At 36.8% G+C, this 18,295-nt stretch carries 16 protein-coding genes and 1 pseudogene; 4 read left to right on the plus strand and 13 right to left on the minus strand.

The annotated features are described in order from the left end of the window. Nucleotides 1-18 precede the first annotated feature (18 nt). The 3 genes from VQ048_RS09185 to ggt form a co-directional block, all read right to left on the minus strand. On the minus strand, nucleotides 19-2,067 hold the full coding sequence (locus VQ048_RS09185; protein WP_327611399.1) for a M16 family metallopeptidase: 2,049 nt from the start codon (nucleotides 2,065-2,067) through the stop codon (nucleotides 19-21). Between the two features lie 18 nt (nucleotides 2,068-2,085). Beyond that, nucleotides 2,086-3,426, minus strand: a complete 1,341-nt coding sequence (locus tag VQ048_RS09190; protein ID WP_327611400.1) for a M16 family metallopeptidase — start codon at nucleotides 3,424-3,426, stop codon at nucleotides 2,086-2,088. 65 nt (nucleotides 3,427-3,491) lie between these two features. Continuing rightward, complete coding sequence (gene ggt, locus VQ048_RS09195) at nucleotides 3,492-5,177, minus strand: gamma-glutamyltransferase (protein WP_327611401.1); 1,686 nt, start codon at nucleotides 5,175-5,177, stop codon at nucleotides 3,492-3,494. A gap of 90 nt (nucleotides 5,178-5,267) precedes the next feature. On the opposite strand from ggt, the gene VQ048_RS09200 reads away from it, so the two are divergent. From VQ048_RS09200 to VQ048_RS09210, 3 genes are all read left to right on the plus strand, one after another. Beyond that, nucleotides 5,268-6,227 carry an NAD-dependent epimerase/dehydratase family protein gene (locus VQ048_RS09200; RefSeq protein WP_327611402.1) on the plus strand — a complete coding sequence of 320 codons (960 nt, stop codon included), beginning with the start codon at nucleotides 5,268-5,270 and terminating at the stop codon, nucleotides 6,225-6,227. 196 nt (nucleotides 6,228-6,423) lie between these two features. Then, on the plus strand, nucleotides 6,424-7,263 hold the full coding sequence (locus VQ048_RS09205) for a WG repeat-containing protein (RefSeq protein WP_327611403.1): 840 nt from the start codon (nucleotides 6,424-6,426) through the stop codon (nucleotides 7,261-7,263). A gap of 172 nt (nucleotides 7,264-7,435) precedes the next feature. Beyond that, a complete protein-coding gene (locus tag VQ048_RS09210) occupies nucleotides 7,436-7,915 on the plus strand; it encodes an ecotin family protein (RefSeq protein ID WP_327611404.1) in 480 nt (159 codons plus the stop codon). A 290-nt stretch (nucleotides 7,916-8,205) separates the two neighbouring features. Here the strand turns inward: VQ048_RS09210 and VQ048_RS09215 are convergent, their stop codons facing one another. From VQ048_RS09215 to VQ048_RS09250, 8 genes are all read right to left on the minus strand, one after another. Further along, nucleotides 8,206-8,646 (minus strand): hypothetical protein, encoded by a 441-nt coding sequence (locus VQ048_RS09215; RefSeq protein ID WP_327611405.1) that lies wholly within the window; start codon nucleotides 8,644-8,646, stop codon nucleotides 8,206-8,208. 298 nt (nucleotides 8,647-8,944) lie between these two features. After that, nucleotides 8,945-9,430 (minus strand): hypothetical protein, encoded by a 486-nt coding sequence (locus VQ048_RS09220; protein ID WP_327611406.1) that lies wholly within the window; start codon nucleotides 9,428-9,430, stop codon nucleotides 8,945-8,947. Nucleotides 9,431-9,432: 2 nt separating this feature from the next. Then, nucleotides 9,433-10,422 (minus strand): hypothetical protein, encoded by a 990-nt coding sequence (locus VQ048_RS09225; protein ID WP_327611407.1) that lies wholly within the window; start codon nucleotides 10,420-10,422, stop codon nucleotides 9,433-9,435. Nucleotides 10,423-10,837: 415 nt separating this feature from the next. Then, entirely contained in the window at nucleotides 10,838-11,140 is a 303-nt protein-coding gene (locus VQ048_RS09230; RefSeq protein WP_327611408.1) for a colicin immunity domain-containing protein, read from the minus strand. Between the two features lies 1 nt (nucleotide 11,141). Further along, nucleotides 11,142-11,492 carry a hypothetical protein gene (locus tag VQ048_RS09235; protein WP_327611409.1) on the minus strand — a complete coding sequence of 117 codons (351 nt, stop codon included), beginning with the start codon at nucleotides 11,490-11,492 and terminating at the stop codon, nucleotides 11,142-11,144. A 390-nt stretch (nucleotides 11,493-11,882) separates the two neighbouring features. Beyond that, nucleotides 11,883-12,989, minus strand: a complete 1,107-nt coding sequence (locus VQ048_RS09240) for an AAA family ATPase (protein WP_327611410.1) — start codon at nucleotides 12,987-12,989, stop codon at nucleotides 11,883-11,885. Beyond that, the gene (locus VQ048_RS09245; RefSeq protein ID WP_327611411.1) at nucleotides 12,990-14,198 is read right to left on the minus strand and encodes a hypothetical protein; all 1,209 of its coding nucleotides are present in this window, start codon (nucleotides 14,196-14,198) and stop codon (nucleotides 12,990-12,992) included. It lies immediately after the preceding gene. A 5-nt stretch (nucleotides 14,199-14,203) separates the two neighbouring features. Beyond that, nucleotides 14,204-15,949, minus strand: coding sequence for an AI-2E family transporter (locus VQ048_RS09250; protein WP_327611412.1), 1,746 nt, complete (start codon nucleotides 15,947-15,949; stop codon nucleotides 14,204-14,206). Nucleotides 15,950-16,506: 557 nt separating this feature from the next. On the opposite strand from VQ048_RS09250, the pseudogene VQ048_RS09255 reads away from it, so the two are divergent. Beyond that, nucleotides 16,507-17,190, plus strand: a pseudogene (locus tag VQ048_RS09255) (IS982 family transposase); the annotation flags it as partial. Between the two features lie 22 nt (nucleotides 17,191-17,212). On the opposite strand, the gene VQ048_RS09260 reads toward VQ048_RS09255, so the two are convergent. Both VQ048_RS09260 and VQ048_RS09265 read right to left on the minus strand, forming a co-directional pair. Next, nucleotides 17,213-17,446: a hypothetical protein gene (locus tag VQ048_RS09260; RefSeq protein WP_327611413.1), complete on the minus strand. Its 234-nt coding sequence runs from the start codon at nucleotides 17,444-17,446 to the stop codon at nucleotides 17,213-17,215. Nucleotides 17,447-17,578: 132 nt separating this feature from the next. Next, nucleotides 17,579-17,773 carry a hypothetical protein gene (locus VQ048_RS09265; protein ID WP_327611414.1) on the minus strand — a complete coding sequence of 65 codons (195 nt, stop codon included), beginning with the start codon at nucleotides 17,771-17,773 and terminating at the stop codon, nucleotides 17,579-17,581. Nucleotides 17,774-18,295: the final 522 nt, after the last annotated feature.

Below are 18,295 nucleotides of genomic sequence, written 5' to 3' on the forward strand. Positions count from 1 at the left end.
GACGAAAAAAGTTTTTCTTTATTTGAAATTTTCTTCTTTCGCTTGGTTGAACTGGTAGGACGTTACTTTGAAAACAATGTCTTGTCCCATCATGTTTTGACTGAAAGTGAAAGGCATTTTTACCCCGGAAACCACTTGGTAATCGCTGTATGAGGTAGGGATGCTCATGCTTTGTCCCATCATTTTTAGGGTCTTTACGTCGCCGATTTTCAGCCCGCTTTTTACGCTGTAATAGTAGGTGGTTCCGCCGTCCTGTACCACGTAGGCGTCTTCGCCGTTGTGGTTTTCGATGCCTTTCAGCTTCACTTCGCTGTTTCCGGCAAAGGCGAGTTCGGGGAAGATTTCTTTGGCTTTAACCAATTCGGCTTTGGCTTCTTCCGGAAGGTCGATTTTTTGACCATTGGCTACGATGTAACCGTTTTTTCCGTCGAACACCTGCTTTTGCATGCTTTGCCCCATCATCTTCATATCCGTAACGATTTTCCCGCCTTTGGCTTGAAGCTGGGTTAATTCCAACTCCATACCCTGAACTTTCGCCGAGGCATTCGTGGTAACGGAAGCGATTTGCTTTACGGCTTCTTTGCCTCCGATGGCAGAAAGGTATTTTTCGGCAACGTCTGCGACGGTAAGGTTGGCGTCAATTTGCTTTTTGTTTTGGGTTGGGTCTTCAATGGCATTCCCATAGGCATCGAAGAACCGAACCGGATACCCCAGTTTTTTCAGCCCTTCACTGATTTGTTCCGCTTTTCCTGTTACCACAATGCGGGCTTGGTCTGGTCTGAAGTATTTTTGGGAAACCCTCAACACATCTTCTACCGTTACTTTATTGATGTTTTTGATATAGTCGGTGTAGAAGTTTTCGCCCAAATTCTCCGTTTTTTTTGTTAAAGCCTGTCGGGCAACCGTTTCGGGTTGTTCCAGCGAAAGCACGAAGTTCCCCAAGAATTTGGCTTTCACGTTTTCCAGGTCTTCTTTGTTTATTTTTTCGGAAGTCATGACCCTCATTTCTTTCAGGGTTTCCACAACGGCCGAGTCCGTTACTTCGTTGCGTACGGTGGCATTGGTAACAAAACGTCCGATGTAGCGGGAATCTCTCACTCCTCCTCTTGCGCCGTAAGTCCAGCCGTGTTTTTCCCTAAGGTTCATGTTGAGTTTGGAGTTGAAGTCGCCGCCCAGCACCGTAGAAGCAATTTGCACGGCGTAATAGTCGGGGTCTTTTTTTGTCAAATTCACCGGATAGGTTACTGCAACAACCGATTGTACGGCATTGGGCATGTTCACAATGTTAATTTCGGTTTGCTTTACTTCGGCGGCTTTGGGGAGTTCTCCGATTTTCGGATTTTTCTTTTTCCAAGCACCGAAGTTTTTCTCCGCCAATTTTTTGGCTTCGGCTACGGTAATATCGCCCACGAAAATCAAATACGCGTTATCGGGACGGTAGTACTGGTCGTAGTAGTTCTGAACGTCGGCCAAGGTGATCTTCTCAATAAGGTCTTTGTGGTCGAACTCGGCGAAAGGGTGGTTTTTTCCGTAAGTCAGAAAATCGCCCATTCTTTGCGCTGCCGATTCCACACTTTTCTCATCGCTTTTCAATCCTTCGATGTAGCGGGCCTTTACGGCATCGAATTCCGTCGGGGTAAATTGGGGTTGTGTGGCGCCTTGGGCAAAATACTTAAATACTTCACCGAAATATTTGCTCAGGGAAGAGACCCTTCCGCCTTCGTTCCAGTAGTTTACTTGGGCTCCCAATTGCTCAATTTTGTGGTTAAAAGCATCTTTGGAGAGGGTGGCGGTTCCCGTTCCCAACAAATCGCCCAAAAGACCGTCGGTTCCTTTTTTGTCTCCGAGCGCAAAAGGACGGTTGTCAATGGTCAGTGTGGCACTGACTCTCGGCAACTTGTGGTTTTCCACCACAATAACGGAAAGCCCGTTGCTCAGCTTAAATTCGTTGGATTTTCCTAAGTTGATGACCGGTGCAGGCCCTGGTTTCGGCATGGGACGCACGATTTGTGCATTCATCGAAAGAGCCAAAAACGCAACCCCTATGGATAATATTCTTGTTTTCATATCAAATTTTCAGATTAGTTATTTTTTAGTTTCTGCAGTTTTCGCCGACTCGGGCAGGTAATGAACGATGACCCTTTGGTTCTCGCCAAGGTATTTACGGGCAACGTTGCGAATGTCTTCCCGACTTACCGACTGGTACATTTGGAGTTCGGTGTTGATTTTGTTGGTATCCCCCTGAAGCATATAGGCATCGGCCAAGGCGTGTGCAATGCTTTGAACACCCGAACGCTGCTGGACAAAACGGTTTTCAAACGTGTTGAGCAACTTTTGGTATTCTTCTTCCGAAATGAGTTCGTTTTGAACCTTTTGGATGTCGCTTTGGATGTCTTTTTCCAACTGATCGAAAGCGACTTTCCCTTGAGGCAGGATTCCTATGGTGTAGATGCCATAGTCCTCCATTTGGCGGTTAAAGGCAAAAATCTGCAAGGCTTCTTTCTTTTGGTCCACATATTTTTTGTATAAAACGGAAGATTTGCCCCCTGTAAGGTAATCGGAAAGCATATCCAACGCGAAGGCGTCTTTGGACTTATTATCTGGTGTTCGGAAGTTAATCGCCAGTAATGGCACTTGGATGTTGGCATCGTATTCCGTTACTCTTTTGGCGGAGGTGATGGGTTCTTCTTTGGGGAAGTTCTTTTTAACCTCAGCACCTTTGGGGATGATACCGAAATATTTGTCGATGAGTTTCTTGGCTTCGGCTGTTTGGAAGTCTCCCGCTACAACCAAAACGGCGTTGTTAGGCACATAAAAAGTTTTGCTGAAATGTTGGAAGTCTTCCAGTTTTGCACTGCTCAAGTCTTCAAAAGAACCGATGACGCTCCAGCGGTAAGGGTGCTTGCTGAAAACGTGGGGCGACAAGGCTTCCCCGTACATGAAGCGCCCGTAAGGCTGATTATCCAAGCGTTGCCTTTTTTCTTCTTTTACCACCTCTTTTTGGGTGTCCACACCGACTTGGTTGATGACCGGCTGTAAAAGACGGTCAGACTCCATCCAAAGCCCTAATTCCAAATTGTTGGAAGGGAAGGTTTCGTAGTAATAAGTACGGTCGGTTGTGGTATTGGCGTTATTGCTCCCGCCATGCGCCGATACGATTTTGAACCATTCGCCGCGGGCAATATTGGGCGTTCCTTCAAACAACAAATGTTCAAAGAAGTGGGCAAAACCCGTTTTTCCGACCTGTTCGTCTTTAGAACCCACATGGTACATCACGCCTGTGGTAACGACAGGAGCGGTATTGTCCTGATGAAGAATAACGTGAAGCCCGTTCGGAAGTTTGTACTCCTCGAATTGGATTTGCTGAGCATTAAGTGCTGCACCTAAAAAAGCGGCAGCCGCTAGCGAGTAAATTCTCTTTTTCATATTATCTTTATAAATTTATAGGGATAAGTTGTTTGTTTTTATCAAAAGTTACAAAAAACATGAAATTATTCTACCGCCACGGAATCGTCCCCACGACTATCGGCGACAGCGGTAATATGGCCCTGGTCGTCGATGGCGATAATTTCGGTTTTTCCGATGGGGCCTCTTTCTTTGAAGACGTACCCTTTTTGTTCCAAGGCTTTGCGAGTATCATGAGAAAAGTTTTTTTCCACGGCCACCGTCTCGGGAAGCCATTGGTGGTGAAATTTAGGGAGATTTACTGCCAAATTCGGGCTGAGTCCGAAGTCCACGATATTAACAATCGCTTGGAAGACCGAGGTGGGAATGGTGGTTCCCCCAGGAGTTCCCACTACAATGGCGGGGCGTTGGTCTTTTAGAAGGATGCTCGGCGTCATGGAAGAAAGCATTCGTTTGCCCGGTTGAATGGCGTTGGCCTCTCCGCCTACGGCACCGAAGAGGTTGGGAACCCCCGGTTTGATGGAGAAATCGTCCATTTCGTTATTTAGGAAAAAACCGGCTCCGGCGACAACGACCTTACTGCCGTAGTACCCGTTAAGGGTTGTGGTAACAGATACGGCATTACCTTCTTTATCCAAAATGGAAAGGTGGGTGGTCTGGGGGCTTTCTTCCGTAGACGAGAGGATGCGCCCGACTTGTGCGCTGGGCGTGGCTTGGGAAAACGAAAATGAAGCCCATCGTTCCTTTAGGTAATCGTCGGAAATAAGCCAAGGTGTTCGGTCTTCGATAAAATCGGGGTCGCCCATGTATTCGGCCCGGTCGGCGTAGGCTCTGCGTTCGGCCTCTACCATGATCTGAACCGCTTCCGGTGAGGCGTATTGGTACTGTGAAAGGTTTTCATAAGCCGACATTTTGAGCATTTGGGCAAGCAATACCCCTCCGCTGGACGGCAGAGGCATGGTAACAACTTCGTAGCCTTTATAATCGAAACTTAGAGGAATTCTTTTTTTAATTTGGTAGTTCTTCAGATCCTTCAAACCGAGAATGCCGTTCCCTTTTTTCATTTCGGCTACGATCATTTGGGCGGTTTTTCCTTCGTAAAATTCTTTTTCTCCAAATTTCTGGATTCTTTTGAGTGTTTCGGCCAATTCTTTTTGAACCAGCACATCGCCAGCTTTCCACGGGGTATCTTTCACGAAAACAATAGGCGTTTTATTGTGCCGAAGAAAATCTTCTTTGGTTTCGTTGAGCAGTTTAGCTTCTTTTTCGGTAATAGCAAACCCCTTTTCCGCCAAATCAATAGCCGGTTGTAGAAGTTCTTCCATCGGGAGACGGGCATATTTTAGGGTTTCGTAGCATCCGGCTACCGAGCCGGGTACGCCTACGGCCAGTCTTCCGTTTTGGGACAAGTCGGTATTGGCTTTTCCTTTTTTGTCGAGGTACATGTTTCGGTGCGCCTTGGCAGGGGCGGTTTCCCTGAAGTCGATGGCGAGTTTTTCACCATCGGCTTTTACAGCGACCAAAAAGCCGCCCCCACCAATATTTCCCGCCTGAGGATAAACCACCGCCAAGGCGTATTGGGTCGCAATAGCAGCGTCGAAAGCATTCCCGCCCTTCCTCATTACGGCGGCACCGGCTTCACTGGCCAAAGGGTGGGCGGAAACCACGACGCTTTTGGCTTTGGTTTGGATTTCTTTGGTAACGTTATAATCCGTAAACTGGGCAAATCCTTGTTGTACCAAACAAAGAAAGCCAATCAGCATGATTCTCATAAACAATATTTTTAACAAAAGTAAAGAAATGTTTTTTTTGGCACGCGCATTATTTTTATTTTTGTGAGATAACCAATACAATTTAATCCAATGAATACATCCAACGAAAAAATACTTATTACCGGAGCATTAGGGCAAATAGGAACCGAATTGACCAACCGACTCATCGCCATCCACGGCGAAGAAAATGTAGTGGCTTCGGGGCTGGATCGCTGGGATAAGCGAATTACGAAGGCAAAGTATTACGAGCGTATGGATGTAACCAACACCCAACTGGTTAGGCAGGTGATTAAAGATTATGGGATTACGACGGTGTACCATTTGGCCTCGTTATTGTCGGGGACGTCGGAAAAGCAACCTTTGTTTGCGTGGAAGCTTAATGTCGAACCTTTGATCAACTTTTGTGAAATGGCTAGGGAAGGCTTAATCCAAAAGATTTTTTGGCCGAGTTCGATTGCGGTGTTTGGGAAGGGGATTCCCAAAACCAATGTCGGTCAGGAAGTAGTGCTTAATCCGACCACGGTGTACGGAATTTCCAAGTTGGCGGGGGAGAAATGGTGCGAATATTATTTCGACAAATACGAGGTGGATGTTCGAAGCATTCGTTATCCGGGATTGATTTCTTGGAAAACTCCGGCGGGTGGAGGAACCACGGATTACGCAGTGGAAATATTTTACAAAGCCGTCGAATCCGGGCGTTACACCAGCTTCATCGCCGAGAATACAGCCATGCCGATGCTTTACATGGATGATGCCATTAATGCGACGATCCAACTGATGGAAGCCCCTAAAGAAAAACTGACGGTACGTACGTCCTATAACCTTGGCGGGATGAGTTTTACGCCTGCCGAGTTGGCCGCAGAAATAAGGAAAGAAATCCCTGAATTTGAAGTGAATTACGAACCCGATTTCCGTCAGGCAATTGCCGATTCTTGGCCGGCGTCGATTGATGATTCCGTAGCACGGAACGATTGGGGATTGAATTACGAATTCGGTATCGCTGAGATGACCAAGGACATGATTAAAAACCTAAGGATAAAACTTTCCTAAGCCGAGAAAAAGAATAATCAGGAACTTGAAGGCTGATGTTTGCTAGATGTAGCGAAAGAACGGAGCGAATTTCGCTACATCGTTCCGGCGGCTTTGCGAAGTCCCCTTACAAAGGGGACTTCGCAAAGCCGCCGGAACGTTACCTGCAATTTTAAATCATCATCCTCACAATATATTTAGATTAAATTCAAGAAGTATGAAAAACATTAATATCACTAAATTTATCTGTTTTTTAATTTTAAATTTTGTTGGAAACTTACATGCGCAACAAGACATTATTTATAGTTCAAAAGAATTACGTTCAAAATATCCAAAGTATGAATTTATAAAAAATTTTGAAGATAGTATTGCAATTGTTAAGTTAAACAACATGTGGGGAATTATTAATGAGCATGGAACTGAAATAACCCCTATTAAATATAACAGTGTTAGTGATTTTTCAGAAAATTTTGCTATTGTGCAATTAAATAATAAATTTAGTTATATTGACAAAAGTGGTAAGGAAATAATCCCTTTTAAGTACGATTATATTGGTAATTTTTCGGAAGGTTTTGCAGTTGTTAAGTTAGGCAACAAAGCAAGTTATATAGATAATAAAGGAAATGAGATGATTCCTTTTAAATACGATTATATAAATACATTTAAAGAAGGCTTTGCTACAGTTAGTCTAGCGGGTAAATATACTTTTATAGATAAAAATGGAAAAGAAATAATTCCTTTTATATATGATGACATAGAAGCTTATTTTTCTGAGGGATTAATAGGAGCTTCCGTAAAAGGAAAATGGGGCATTATTGATAAAAATGGAAAAGTTATAGTTCCTTTTAAATATGAAGGTATTAGGAGATTTTCAGAAGGACTTGCAGGCGTACAGTTGAATAATAAATGGGGCTTTGTAAATATCACCAACAAATTAGTTATTCCTTTTAGATACGACGATATTGGGGAATTTTCAGAAGGTAAAGCGGAAGTTTTATTTAAAAACAGATACATTTATATCAACAAACAAGGAAAATGTATGAAAAACTGTCAATAATATTATTCAAGAACTTTATATGATTTTAAATATAATATTAAAAAACGGCAGGTAACATAGGTTTTGCAAGATGAGGGGGTGAAGTTATCCTTAGAGAGATTTGTAAAAATACACGTGAATACTTTTTTCGTTATCGGCAATATTTCCACATCAAATTTAAAAACAACAACTTATGAAGAGAATACAGCGTTTGATAATAATACTTATTTTTAGCATAAAACTAAATGCACAAAATGCTCCATCTTATCCACAACCAAAAGAAGGTTTCAAAAGAGTTGACTTACTTCTTCCAAAAATAGAAAATTCAAAAGATTATAAAATACAAGTGAAATTTTCATTTGAAGCAATTGTTGGAGAATGTTCAAATGCAAGTTTTAGCTTTAACAGTAAAAACTTAAAAGAAGAATATGGAATTCCTCAAAATTCAAGATATCCATATTACGTTATAGAGAGTGATGCCGCAGAAATTTTTGAAGGAATGAACTCCGATTGTAAAAGTGAAAAAAAAGTAAAGCGGAAAATAATAAGTAGCCAAGATATTTTTATTGAATATCAAAGTTATTATGCAAGACCATTTTATATTCCAGAAAGTTGGTCAGTGGAATATAGAATATGGAAAGCGGACGATAAATATATAACTGTAAAAAATTGATACTGCTGCCAAGAAGGGTTTTGCGATAGTGAGGCGAAACTGCAAAGTTCATTGGTTTAATTTTTATGCAAAATTGAAAATTTGTCTTTCGATTTCCCCATCGTAGCCAAGTCTGTTCCCGATGTAGCGAATTTCGCTACATCAGTGTATTTGCGCAAGGTGGAGCGAAGTGTTGAAGCTAAAAGCAGGGGGGGATTCGCTTCGTGGGCAGCAAGTTTGCCCTAACCTCCAAGATAAAAACAGAAATGAAACCAATTATTACAATTTTAGCTTTTTTTCAAACCATGTGATTAATGAGAATACTCCCTTTTGGCTTTAATATTAGTTTCTACTACCCACTTATTATTTTCATAATGAAGTAAAAAAATAATAAGAGTTTCTGATCTTATACATTTTTTATCTACAGCAATAAGAATTTTTTCACTATTAATAGCTCGTAAGGGTTTAGAGATTTTTGTTATACAATGAGATTCTAAATTACTTACTTTGTTAGTAATTAATGCCGTATCGATTTTATATTTTTTTTCATTTTGTATTTTGAATCCCACTTCTTCAAATGCACTTTCCTTAAAGTATTCCAAAGAATTTTTAAAATAATAAGGCTCGGTAGATAAATTCTCTAATCGTATATGTTTTTCTTTCAAAAAATGGTTGATTATGTCATATTCATCATGAGTAGAAGCGCAAGAGATTAAAGACAATAAACTAATTACGATTAATATTACTTTCATTTTATCTAAAATTTATATTGATTTTAAAAGCTGTTTTATTTGGTGGCAGTCGCTTTCGGAAACTTCTTTCATTAAGAAGTTGAATCACCACCTTTGTGTGTAATATTTTATAACATATTTCATTGTACTAATAGCTCTCATAGCTCGTGCCGATTATACTCTACATACTACCTTTGTTAAAGTTTTCGTAAAAAAAGAATTTTTTGGATAGTCACGAATGGGGGAGAGGGGAACATTCCCTGATTTCAATTGAATAAGCCTCATAATCATTATTTCTTTTTAGGAAGGCGAAACACTATCATTTACTCTCCTCCTCAATTCTCGAAGATAAAATATTTTCCAATAGTTTGTAAAAATTTTTAAAATGTGCCGATTTTTTCTCACTATCATTGTTAATAGGTCCAAAATATTCTGGTTGTACAATGATTACACGCTTATTGGTATAAATTTCATATCTTTCTATTGCACTTTCCGAAATAAAAACTGAATCTGTATAAATATCTGTATTAATATTCCTAAAATTGTATATTTTTTCTTCTACAAAAAAGTTTTGAATATCTTCTAAATCCTTAGAGGTAAGTTTAAATGAAACCGTGTCTACAAGAAATTTTGAATCGCTAAATAACTCACCTTCAGGATTTTTATAATGATAGAATCGTCCTTCTCGACCTTTAAAACTCACTATGAGCTTCTCATCAATATACTCACTAAATCCTGTAACATATTCTTTTTGGCCACAAGAGGATATAATCAAACAAAAACATACAAAGTAAATTCTAAACATAATCAAAAAAGTCTTAAGAATTTTTCAAGGCCTAATTTGCTCCATTTGTAATTGGAAGGAATATTAAATCCTCCATATCTATTTACATTTTGCCTAAATATTTCAAGGGGAATATTATGATATTTTGCGTACGCATAGTTATATGACCAAGCCGATCTTTCCATAAATATTTTATTAGTTAGCCCTATACTTATATGTTTTGCATGAATAAATTCGTGGTTTAATATCGATTTACCTATGTATGTACCATTTACATTAAGCCCTTTTAAACTTGGAGATACATATATGGTAGAACCTGATTTATCACCTATGGTCTTTGCTAAAACTGTCCCTTTGTGGGTGATTTTTCCATGAGCACTCGAATATTCCTTCATAAGCCCGTTTTCTAGTTTGTAGAAAGTTTCTCTAGAATGTGGTAAATCATTAGGTGTTGCTAATTTAATATCCTTAATATTCAGCTCTTTCATAATAGTCTTAACGTCCCCGTTATTATCCTGTATATAGCTGATTAACTCTTCTTTATTAGCGAATTGCTGCCCATCGTAACTAAATTTCCCATCCGCATTTAACTGTACATTATTTTTCCCTTGGAACAACTTTCCTAACCCGTAACTACCAGCACCAATTGCCCCTCCTATTACAGCTCCTTTTGCAATCCCTTCTAAGAAATTTGTACCATTAAGAATCGCATTAACGCCACCGCTTCCTGCCCCAGCTAAGGCTCCGTTACCTACGGTTGCCCAAAAGCCACTCGCACTAAAAACTTGTCCTAAAGCACCGGAAACAGCTCCGGTAATTGCCCCTCCAAAGAATGTTTTTGCCAAACCTCCCCAAGAGAAATTTCCTGTAATTGCGGCTTGGCCTAAGTATAATCCTGCTCCAATAATTGCTCCGCCAATAGCTGCAGAAACAACACCTGCCCAAAATACACTTTTAAAGGCTGCTGCTAAAGCCGCAAACCAAAATAACTCCCCGCTTGGGTCATTGTACATCAGCGGGTTGTTTAGGACATACCCGTATTTACTGTAGTTTTGGGGTGTTGGCCGTTTACATTTTTAATGAACTTCTTCGCTCTTGTTTTCAAAAATATAAAATTTTTGTTAAACTGCTGACTTTCAAAAACAATAGTCCTGTCCACGTGGCTCCAGTCATTAAAACGATACGCAGAGTGAGGTTTTAATGTCATTTTGGCGGTCTTTTTTATTGTTTATCGCTTCGGGGTAGGTTCGAGAGGTGTTCGAGCGAACCTCGATTAAACCCCAAAATCTGACCTTGCTTTTTGGGGGCAGGTTTTTACAGAACACTACTTTTAGTTTATAATCGCTAATTTTACTCCTATTCATAAGACTTGGCCGAAAATTTAATCATTGTTTCTTTCGAAATTTGGGTATAATAAGGTACAAAATCCTATTTAATAGGACTTTGTGATTGTAATTTCTCTTTTGTTTCTATTATCTTCTGTCTTAATTCTTCTTCTGTAAAAAATCCATTTGGGTACTTTTCGTGATCTTCTTTAAATTGAGAAAAACGACTTGACACTATACTTAAATCCGAAAATGCTTGTTGTTCTTCATTGCTCAATGTATCACTGTCAATTTCTAAATCATAAGAATAATAGAATTCATTACAAAAAACTGATGCTGTTATTTGTGACATAACAAACATATCCATTAATTGATATAACCTCCTTTTGTCGTCTTTTTTATACATGTTATTTTGGAATTGCTTGTAAAGGACCAATTGCTTTTTGTGTGTATTTAAAGTGCATAATCGTATTAGTCCCTTTATCATACAACACTTCAACATTATAAAGTTTACTATTTTTCCACATTTGAGAATAATGCATAAGTGCATTAGTACCTTGTGGGTCTTTCAAAACCTGCATAGGAGCTTTAATAATATCATCTAAGGTTTGAACTGGTATCATACGCCTTGCTTCATCCATATGAGCTGCCGTAGTCTTTGTAAAGTTATACCCCGTCTTAGCGGCTATTCTACCTCCTCTACCTACACTTCCTATAGGCAAGCCACCCAAAAACCACCCCGGGGCCTCATCAAACAAAAATTGTTCAAAACGGCCTACGCTTTGGGCGGCGTTGGAGAGGTGTAGAAAGGAACACCTGCTTATTACCGTTGATCACTTTATCAAAGCAAGCAAAATTTCTTTGATGTGAAAAAAACGCCAAGTTTCAAGTCTGATGTTTGATGTTATTCTGCTAAAGCCTTATTCGGGGGCTTTTGTCTTTTGATATACTTGGATTAGTTTATCACACGCTTGCTGTAAATCTTCTGAATGCTCTTTATTAAAAGGGGTATAATCAAGTTTCAATTTTTGGATTAAAATACCCTCCAAGCCTTTCTAACCATAAGTATAGTGGCTTTATACTAACCTTGATAGCCTTTTGTATGGTGGCTTTCTACAAAAGGATAGAAGTTTATTACAAAAGAGGATTTAATCAACTTTACTTGTAAATAAATGTGTTATATCACTCTCAATAATTTCTTGAAGTTCTTTTGGTGATGGCATTTCTAATTCAGAAACTCTTTTTGCATGTTCTAAAATTAAATTATCAAAAATATTTCTTATAAAACGAGCATTATTAGATTTTGTAGAACTCTCTGCAATCTTCTCCTTTAGGCAGATAGTAGTATTATCATCAATAGAATAATCATTGGTTTTAATAAAATTCAAAAGAATCTCAACTAATTCGTTATCAGAATAATCATCAAACTCTATAAAAGTATTAAACCTTGACTTTAAACCAGGATTAGAATTAAAGAAAACTTCCATTGGTTCACTATATCCTGCAACTATAACGACTAAATCATCTCTGTAGTCTTCTAATGCTTTCGTAAGTTCTGTAAGGCACTCTCTTCCATAAGAATCAGAATGTTCATTTTCTGTAATACTATATGCTTCATCTATAAATAAAACACCTCCTTTTGCTTTTTCAATAACTTTCTTTACCTTCAATGCTGTTTGCCCTTGGTACCCAGCTATTAAATCAGTTCTTGATACTTCTATAAAATGTCCTTTAGACAATAATCCCAATTCCTTATACATCTTCCCAACAATTCTTGCAACCGTAGTTTTACCAGTGCCTGGATTACCAATAAAAGCGAGATGTAAAGTATTTTTAGGATTAACAAAACCCAGCTTTCTCCTTAATTGCTGAACTTTTTGAAATGAAATAAGATTTTTTATTATATCTTTTACATTTTGAAGTCCTGTCAGTTGATCTAATTGAAATAATAATTCTTCCAATGAATATTCTTCAGTCGGCTTAGATTCATCAGTTTCTGGAGCGTAAATTTCTTTTAATTTTTGAAAGCCAAAATATCTAAGCAATAAGTCATTATATTCTTTTGATAAGTTTACAAGCCCTTCATCATTTGAGTTAACGATAATTGATATTAATTTAAATACTTTTTTAGTTGCTAATTTATCATCAGTAGAAATAATTCTACTTGTCAATCTAAAAAAATCACCATTATTATCACTTCGTTTATCTAGTTCTTTTGCACAACTAAAAAGTAACTGTTCGTATTTATTCTCCATTTATTGATGAGTTAAAATAAATTGTAATATTAGGAACACAAATAAAACTCCACTAATCACATAAGAAATCATTAATTTCTTATCTAGTGAAGTTTTATAATCATTGAAAGTGTTATCTAAATGTTTATTAGCATTAGTAAAAGCTGAATCAGATTCTAATTTCTCTTTCTTTATTAAATCTACTTTTTTATTGACTTCATCAATCTGTTCAATATGCATCTGAACTTTTTCCCAAGTTTCATCAATATCACTTAAGTGAACAATAGATTTAACAATATCTTTATGTGATGATAGAGTTTTTATACTTTCGTTTATTTTTTCAATCTCTGAATTAGCTTCAATTGATTTATTTTTCTCAGTTTGAAGTTCATCCCAAATCACATCAACATCTGCAATATGCTTATAGCCATCAATTGTATTTTTAAATTTTGATAATTCTTCAATATCTTTTTGATGCTCGTTTATTCTTTCTTTTGATTCATTAATTAACATAGAATGCTTTTGAACATCTTCCCAAATCAAATCAACTTCCTCAATATGCTTGTAGCTATCAATTTTATTTTTAAATATTGATAATTCCTTAATACCTTCTTGATGCTCATTTATTTTTACTTTTGCTTCATTAATTAAAGATGTATGCTTCTGAACATCTTCCCAAGTTTCATCAATATTACTAAAATGAGAAAAACCTTCTAAATAACTGATAATATTTTGAATAGTATTCAAGTTTTGAAGATTAGAATCTATGGTGTTTTCTAAAATTTCTATTTTAGATTTTAATTCATCAATAATTTTTGATGATTTATTTTCATATTTAGAGTGTTTTTCAATAGTAGCTCTCAAAGCTTCAATCGTTCTCCTTATATCTTTTTGAGCATCTTGAACTTCTCCATTTACTTTATTTAGTTTATTAATAGAATCTTCAAAATAACCAATATATTCTCTGTCTAAAACATCAACAACATTATAAACTTCTTTAAATTCTCTAATGATTTTTAATGAATTATTATTAGATTCAATTAAGGCACTTTGAACGTCCTTTACTAACTTATTTATCTCTTCACCCGTAACATTTTTTGACATCCACCCAAAAAATGTACTTTCTTCAAATCTTCTTAATACGGGGGCTCTTGGAGTTCTATCCTCAATTTTTTTTACTCTCAGTTTTGCCTCATCAAGTTCTTTTCTTTTCAGTTCTAATTCATTCATAATTATCAGCTGTTTAATAGTGCAAATAAATCATCAAGGTTATCATCATTTTCAGTTCTTTTTGAGTTATCCGATTTATTATCAATAAATGTATTATTCATTTTGTTTCTCAAATTACTATGCCTATTGTGTATATCACTAAGAACATTATTTTTTTTATCTGCAACATTATTACCAGCCACAAATATCAATTGATTCTGTGTAGCAAGAATTTCATTGCCTTTATCAATTTGACTGGAAGTTAAAATTGAACGCTGTTTTTTAGCAATCATTTTATCAATTAAATTAAGAGCAATTGCACCAATTATTCCCGAAGTTAAAGCACCGAAGAATATTCCTAGAATACTTGCTAAACTACCTAGCAATGGAATCGGAGTTCCAAATCCTGGAAATAATGTTATCAATGAATTTTCAATTGTTTGCCCAAGAATAAGTGCACCACCAGCAGTTAATCCTGCTGTAACAATTTTACCTACTTGTAGCATTAGAATACTTAAAGGTTTTCCTTTGTTTTCTGGGCTTTTAATATACGCTACGGCTTCTTTTATAGATTTATAACCTTGTTTTAAGAAAATCCAAGCTTTCTTTACCATATTTATAATAGGTCCAAATAACGCAGTAGCAATAGTTGTTAATAAACTATCTCCAGCATTGTAGAGATGTTGTTTTAAATTGCTAAAAAACTCTTTAATGGATTCTTTTAAGCTATCTAAAAAAGTTGAAAAACTCTTCTTTGCAGATATAAGCCATTGGATAAGTTTCTGAATAATTTTCTTCATTAAACTTGCTAAAAGCCCCATTAAAACAGATTTCAATGAGGATGAAGCAATCTCCTTTCCTTGTTCTTTTGCTTTTAAAATTTTACCTTCTACTGACGCTTTAATTCCATCTTTAATATCTTGGTTAATTTTATTTTCAGCTGCTCTCTCTTTATCAAGCATTTTTTGAGAATCCGCTCCAGATTTCCCCTTGTATTTCATTTCGGCAATTTCTATCTCCTTTCTTTTGTCTAAATCATATTTATTACTACTATTTACAGATAAAATTGTTGCATCTCTTTCTCTTTTCCAGCCTTCTTTTTTAATTTCAAAATTCTCCAATGTCTCAGAGTTAGTTTTAGCTCGTTTATAATTATTTAGAAACTCATTGGTTACAGCATAATTTTCCTCTTGATTTGCTAAATCTTTTGTTTTTATCCCTGCAAATTTTCTAGCTCTATCTTTATGTATTCTTCTTCCTGGAACTACATGATCGACATTATGCACTTCTCTCCCTGTAATTTGATTTCCTGTATATTCATCATAAATCTTATTACCATTTTCATATCTTTCTTGATTAATCTTACCTTTAAAATTTGTAAACTTTGGATCTTTCCTCATTTCTATATTATCATCAGAGTAGTTCGTTTCATTCTTTTTAACTTTTCTATCAATTACAAACTTATCAACGAAATCTCCAGAACTATTTCTTGCTTTATCCATTGTTTCTTGGTCAAAGTCTCTCTCATCAATTTTAGTCTTTGCCCCAAGTCCCTTATTTATTCCAATTTGGTTAACAAACTGCTCCCAAATAACTGTGGTAACTGTATCTCTTAAAGAATCAGGATTTTCAATTTTTTCAAATTCAATATTCATATCAGAAAGATCAGACAATTGCTCCTGAAGTTGTAAATCTAAGGTTGTTTCTAAATCATCAAAAGAAAATGATTCATCATCGTAATTCAAATCTTCTAATAAATAATTCTCGTTCATTGTAACTGTTCAGTTTTTATATATAATTTTCTTTTTTACAAATTTACATATTATCTCAGCCAAATAGTGTCGTCCACTAAAAAAGCGTGGGCTTCAAACTTTATTTACTCATATAGAGAGGCTCTGGATTGCCGTTGTCCGAATAAGCAAGAAGAAACCCAAGCCTAAACTATAAACGTGAGCCTTCACTATTTACTCTGCGGACAATTTAATTTTCCAGATTCAACTATTGCAGAATAAAAGCAAATGCTTTACTTTTTCTGATATGTTAATTCCTCAAAAGTAAAGACTTTTTGATGATTTCTCATAATATACAGTGAGTTTTTTCATTTAGTTAAGACCAAAGAAACACTCCCGACAATATTTCCCTTGCATAATAAGTTTTATAATAGTAATAATAACAAACAACATACACCAAAACAAATTAAAAACACTATAGACAAACAATAAAAGCAATCGCCTTTTCCATTAGTTTTAGGTATAGATATAACCGGATAAGCGACCACCCCTCAAGCGTTCTGCTAAATAAACTACCGTTAGTTTTTTATCTTCTTCCATTAAAAACCGAAACAAGTGTTTACAATAAGCGAAAACGAAGACTATCCCTACAAACAGAGCAAATTAGACAGCGTATTTCGATGGAGTTCGATGAGTTTGAAGATATTTTTATCGTTGATGGTATGCCAATGAAAGTTTGTGAAAACGCTCGTTCTACTCGTTCAAAAATTTGTAAAGAGCAATCCTATTCTTGGCCAACATATGGTTATTGTGCTTCACAGAAATTGTATTTCTATGGCTATAAACTACACGCAGTATGTTCTTTAAATGGTGTTATTAAGAATTTTGATATAAGCCCTGCATCCGTTCACGACCTCCATTATTTAAAAGATATTGGCGAGCAAATGCAAAATTGTACTTTAATAGGAGATAGGGGTTATTTATCAGCAAAAGTTCAAATAGATTTATTTAACTACGCTAATATTAAATTAGATACACCGATGAGAAGTAATCAGAAAGATTATATTCCTCAATTTTCATTAGACAAGAAAAAGCGAAAACGAATTGAGACATTTTTCTCTCAACTTTGTGACCAGTTTATGATTAAAAGAAACTATGCTAAAATTTTTGAAGGCTTTAAAACAAGGATAATCAGTAAAATAACCGCTGCAACGGTTATTCAATATATCAATAAATTTATCTTCCAAAGAAACTTAAATCATCTAAAAATCAGTATTATTTAAAATGCACAACGGGTTATCCATATTAAAATCCGTGACTTTTCATTAGTGAATTTCCAAAATTTTGAATTTGCTGAAGGTTTGCATTTGGATATTGTCTAAAAAATCCATCCCGAGCCTTGTTATAAGCCCCAGCAGCACTTCTATGCGCACCACTTTGCCACCACGTAAGATTTTTAGGGTCGTGAATATTTAGCCCAACTCTGTTCCAATGTTGTTGGAAACGCGAAGCTTGAGGGAAAATATGGTGTGCATCCATACCAACCCCGCTTTTCCCTGTTAAAACCTGAAGGTTGTATCTGTAATTACTTGCTGTAAATGATTTAAACGCTTGTGTACTCGTCTTAGCGGCGATTCTACCTACTCTACCTATAGGCAAGCCACCTAAAAACTACCCCGGGGCCTCATCAAACAAAAATTGTTCAAAACGGCCTACGCTTTGGGCGGCGTTGGAGTGCTGTATTGCATTCGCCAAACGCATTCTGTTTTGATATACATTAAAATCGGCTATGGCATTATTTACATGGCTATAGATCTTGCTCCCCCAGTAGCCTTCCTGTTTGGGAAGGACCACTTCACTGTACATCAGAGTGGCCCCGTATTTATTGTAGTTTTGGGTTGTCGGTAATTTACGTTTTTAATGAACTTCTTCGCTCTTGTTTTCAAAAATATAAAATTTTTGTTAAACTGCTGACTTTCAAAAACAATAGTCCTGTCCACGTGGCTCCAGTCATTAAAACGATACGCAGAGTGAGGTTTTAATGTCATTTTGGCGGTCTTTTTTATTGGGTGTCGCTTCGGGGTAGGTTCGAGAGGTGTTCGAGAGAACCTCGACTAAACCCCAAAATCTGACTCTGCTTTTTGTGTCATTTTGACAGTGTTTTTTTTAGGTTAACAGTGGCTTGTTTTTACGAGATAAAAACCCTCACAAAAGTAGGGGAGGGAAGAGAACTATTTTGGCTCAAACCATTCTCTATGTTTTGCTACTTTTATCATAGGCACATTCAACTCACAAAGGTAACTTTTTAGAGAGAGCAAATAAAAAAGGGAAGTCGAAACTTCCCTTGGGTTAAATGAAAATTTTTCTCACATTTGCTTTCGAGTAAAA

Origin of the sequence: Bergeyella anatis, assembly GCF_036016955.1 — a bacterium.
Classification (GTDB): domain Bacteria; phylum Bacteroidota; class Bacteroidia; order Flavobacteriales; family Weeksellaceae; genus JAYWXI01.